The following is a 4,406-nucleotide window of genomic DNA, read 5'->3' as shown; positions in this document are numbered from 1 at the left end:
CCAAATGATTTGTGAATATTGCATCGGTGCGACAATCGCTGCCTCTGATGCTTTATATGCCGCAATCAATAGAACACCCCCTGTGAATCCAAAGAGTGATATTGCGGCGATTCCGCCAATGTCGGTCAAAGGCATCGGTTGGTAGTCAAACGTCATCAACGCTCCCATGACGATGAAATTTGCAACCATCGGGTACAACAAAAACACCACTGTCCGCTCTTCACGACCGACTTTACGCACCACTATTGAGGCGAACGCGCCAAAAAACGCGCATGCCAATGCGGCCAGGTGACCAAGAGATAATTCGGTGCTGCCAGGGCGTAGAACGACAATCACGCCGATCAATCCCGCAATGACCGCAGCCCAACGATGAATCCCAACACGCTCGCCCAGCACAGGAATCGATAGAATTGTGATGATAAGTGGCGAGGCGAAAATAATCGCGTAGACCTGAGCCAGTGGCAAAACCGAAAATGCGTAGAATGCACCCATGCCGTTGACCATCGCGGCGGCCGTACGTGCGAGAGTCCACCACGGATGCACTGGGCGCAAATGACCGCTACTTTTATCTCGGATCAACATGAATGTCACAAGCGGGAACGAAAATAGGGTCGTGAAAAAGATCATCTGGAACGGAGAAAAACTAGCTCCCAGCACCTTGATTAGCGCGTCGTGTGTCGCGAAAACAGCGAAAGCGATGAGAGCAAAAAAGGCGCCAGATATATTCATATTAACGGTCCGATATAACAAATCTCATGCACACTAATCATGTGCGGCGGTTTGACGCAAACACTCCCTTGCCTCAGGTGGCGCACACCCCACATAAAGAAAATGCATCGAACACATAAATCAAGCACATGTTGCTATTGCGGCGCGCAGACAGTTTTAACGTTGTCATCTTGCGTTCGCCATGAGTTGAAATGCGCCTCTTGTGCGGCCCCTTTGTCGCGGATGAAGGCCCTACGGGTAGATCATGTTATTGATCCGTTTACGGTGACCGGTAAGCGGGCGAAAGATACGCAAAGGCTGGGTAAGCTGATGAAAGCGAAGCCTAATTCTAAATCCAAGCCGAAAAGCAAAAGGAAAAAGCGCGGATTGGCGTATTTAATCAAAGATATGGCCGAAGACGTATTTGATATCTTTGACTGACGCTGCGCGGTCGCTGTCATGCAAAAAAGGGCGCCGTGACGGGCGCCCTTTTGATCGTTTGTTCGTCTTAAATTAAAGTGACGCGTCGAGTGCTTCGACGATTTTGTCACCCAGTTCTGACGTCGATACGGGAACGACGCCCTCTTCGCCAGCCAAGTCAGCGGTGCGTACGCCGTCTGCCAAAACGTGTTCGATTGCTTTTTCAAGGCGTGTTGCTTCGTCGCCTTCGTTAAACGAATATCGAAGGGCCATGGCGAACGAGAGTACACAGGCAATCGGGTTTGCTTTGCCTTGACCCGCAATGTCAGGGGCCGAACCGTGTACGGGTTCGTACATAGCTTTGGGGCGGCCATTTTCCATCGGCGCGCCGAGGGACGCAGAAGGAAGCATTCCGAGAGACCCCGTCAGCATTGCGGCGCAATCGGATAGGATGTCGCCAAACAGATTGTCGGTTACAATGACGTCGAACTGCTTTGGTGCGCGTACAAGCTGCATCGCGCCATTGTCGGCATACATGTGTGATAGCTCGACTTCGGGGTAGTCAGCGTGCACTTCGGTCACGACATCGCGCCACAAAATGCCCGACTCCATGACGTTGGCTTTTTCCATTGAGCACAGCTTTTTGTTGCGCTTCATCGCTAGATCAAATGCCGCACGCGCAGCGCGCTCGATTTCGCTTTCGGTGTAACGCTGTGTGTTGATGCCCACACGTTCGTTGTTCTCCACCGAAATGCCACGGGGTTCGCCGAAATAGATACCAGAGGTCAGTTCACGCACGATCATGATGTCGAGACCCGCAACGATATCCTTTTTGAGCGAAGAGAAATCAGCCAATGCGTCAAAGCACTGCGCGGGGCGCAGGTTGGCAAAGAGGTCCATTTCCTTGCGCAGGCGCAACAAGCCGCGCTCTGGTTTGACGGAGAAATCGAGGTTGTCGTATTTCGGTCCACCAACAGCACCGAGCAAAACGGCATCGACAGACTGGGCTTTTTCCATTGTCTCGTCCGAAATCGGCGCACCATGTACATCGTAAGCGGCACCACCGACGAGGTCGTGTGTCACGTCGAACGTTAGGCCACGTTTGGCACCGTACCAGTCAATGATTTTGACCACTTCGGTCATGACTTCGGGGCCGATCCCGTCACCGGGAAGAATGAGAATGGAGGGGTTGCTCATGGCGTGTCTTTCCTTGTCTTTCAGGCGTTGGTTTCGCGTAGCCGAGCTGCGCCCTAAGGTCAAGGAAGCGGCGCGATATCGACCCAAACCATTGCGTGTGAAAATAGTGAAGAGTGGTCGCCTTCAACCCATGCCAAGGCACTTTGTACAATGCTAAGGTCGGCGGACGGGAGCACATAATCGACACGCAAATTCCCGGGATTGGGATCACGCCAGTCCGCGGTATCTCCTCGTGGGTCGCCGTGATGCAGTGGGTTTGATATCTGCGCACCATGGTCCGAGGTGGGCAAAGGGTCTTGGATGTCTTTGTGGTTAAGAAGCGCGATGATTTCACCATGCAGCCCCTCACCGTCGACCGGATCGAGATTTGCGTTGCCTAAGATAACAAACGAAGATGACGGACCTACCGAGAGTGTTCCATCCAAATAGTGTCGCCATAGTGCAATTTCGTCGGCGTTCCGGCGCCCGTTGCGGTCCTCGGGACCATCGAAAACGGGTGTGGCGGCCTTGAACGCCAAAAGGTCCAGTCTTGTGTCACCCCAGCGGATTGGAACCACCCAGTGGCCGTTAGATGATAGGGGATGCAATTTGGATTCGTCGGGTGTGAAATAATCGTATGGAAATCGGCTTTGCGGCGCATCTGCCCAAAGCAGATCCGTGAATGTTCGTACGTCATCGGTCACAATAGGCATCTTGGATAGAAGTGCCAATCCGCCCTGTCCACGAAAATCCCCGTATGCCCATGCGTCCTCTTGTTCACCGAGTCGTCCGTCGCGATCGAGATCAAAACCAGATGGAATCCCAACATTGCCAACGGTCGAAAATGTATACGTGTAACCATCGTCTAAAAAGTCAGCGAAGGCTTTTGCGGTATAGCCGTCAAAATCGGTATCAAAGCCAGCTATGAGCAAGATGTCAGGAGCAATGTACAGAATATGATCGCGTGCTGCTGCGATATCGTCGGCATCTCTTTCGATGATGTCTTTTAGCAATAGGCCGGGGCCGTTGCGCGTTAGGCCGACATCCCAAAAGGCGATGCGCAACCCATCACTCGCAAAGGACGCCGATCCCCAAAGGGCGACGAGTACGGCAGTGCCTAAACTGGCTGGTGATCGAACTCGGCGTTTGCATAGGTTTTGCGGCGTTTGTCGGCAATCATATCCGCGACCCGTCCCATCGCGATTCCGCGCATGAACAGCGATGCGGGCAAAAAGGCCCATGCGGATACGGCCCAGATAAGCGATTGATAGTTCTCCACCGAAATCGTGCCAAACAATGTTGCTGCCGACTTTAGCACTGCGGGGATAAGGAACGGCAAGAGAAATCCTAAGATGATATTGACGCGAGCGTCACGTGTCAGGCGTGCCACAACATCGCCACCCGCCGTGGGGTCAAACGTTGGCAGATTGATCCAAACGTTAAACGTGCCGTTTTTCGCTGGCCAATTCCCAAGTCTGAGCGCGATATAGAAAATGCACAACGATATAAGTGAGATGAGGTAGCTCATACCTGCCGCCACACGCACCATTGCCACCTGATCAATAGGCATATCTTTTGGTAGCAATTGAATGATCAAGCGTACAGGCGAATACTGGAAGTCCATCACATAGCCAATCAACCCGCCGATGGCTGTTACAAGAATGCTGAGGACCGAGGGTTCAACGGTGCCTTGCATAATGACCGTGAGGAGAAAGACGGTCGCAAAAAGCGAACCGAACCGGATACGGTTGAATGGGGGGGCGTCACGAAATTCAACGAGCCCTGGGTAGGCGGAAACATATTCGAAAAAGGTGAGAGCGGCGCCAAAGAGCGCAATAAGTGCGATAACCTGTGCAGAGTCACCTGATACGTTCGGTAAAAATACCGATGGCATCACGATCAGCGATACGACCAAAGCCGCGCGCACAATTGCACCTAAAATGCGGTTAAGCACTGCCCAATCCCTTTCAAAGTGGTCGATCGCGATGCGAAGCCGCGGTCTTTTCCCAATTTGATCCCGCCAATTATGACGGACTGCCTCAATATTGCCCAATTTCTGCCTTCTTTCATTTGCGTCAGCAAGGAATGGTTAAGGTTAACAA

At 52.5% G+C, this 4,406-nt stretch carries 4 protein-coding genes; all 4 read right to left on the bottom strand.

What is annotated here, in order from left to right; all coding sequences use genetic code 11:
* On the bottom strand, nt 1-729 hold a 729-nt coding region (locus ACTG34_RS13350; RefSeq protein WP_439105379.1), incomplete at its 3' end, for a DMT family transporter.
* 492 nt (nt 730-1,221) lie between these two features.
* A complete protein-coding gene (leuB, locus tag ACTG34_RS13345; protein WP_439105378.1) occupies nt 1,222-2,325 on the bottom strand; it encodes a 3-isopropylmalate dehydrogenase in 1,104 nt (367 codons plus the stop codon).
* Nucleotides 2,326-2,384: 59 nt separating this feature from the next.
* The gene (locus ACTG34_RS13340) at nt 2,385-3,368 is read right to left on the bottom strand and encodes an endonuclease/exonuclease/phosphatase family protein (protein ID WP_439105377.1); all 984 of its coding nucleotides are present in this window, start codon (nt 3,366-3,368) and stop codon (nt 2,385-2,387) included.
* A 53-nt stretch (nt 3,369-3,421) separates the two neighbouring features.
* Nucleotides 3,422-4,258, bottom strand: coding sequence for a hypothetical protein (locus ACTG34_RS13335; RefSeq protein WP_439105376.1), 837 nt, complete (start codon nt 4,256-4,258; stop codon nt 3,422-3,424).
* Nucleotides 4,259-4,406: the final 148 nt, after the last annotated feature.

This window comes from Celeribacter marinus, from assembly GCF_965656515.1.
Classification (GTDB): Bacteria; Pseudomonadota; Alphaproteobacteria; order Rhodobacterales; family Rhodobacteraceae; genus Celeribacter; species Celeribacter marinus_D.
The sequence above is the reverse complement of the archived record's forward strand: the minus strand, read 5'-3'. Positions and strand labels throughout refer to the sequence as shown.

Bases quoted from the DNA above. Each gene is read 5' to 3' on its own strand.
- leuB (WP_439105378.1), bottom strand. From the start codon at position 2,325: ATGAGCAACCCCTCCATTCTCATTCTTCCCGGTGACGGGATCGGCCCC.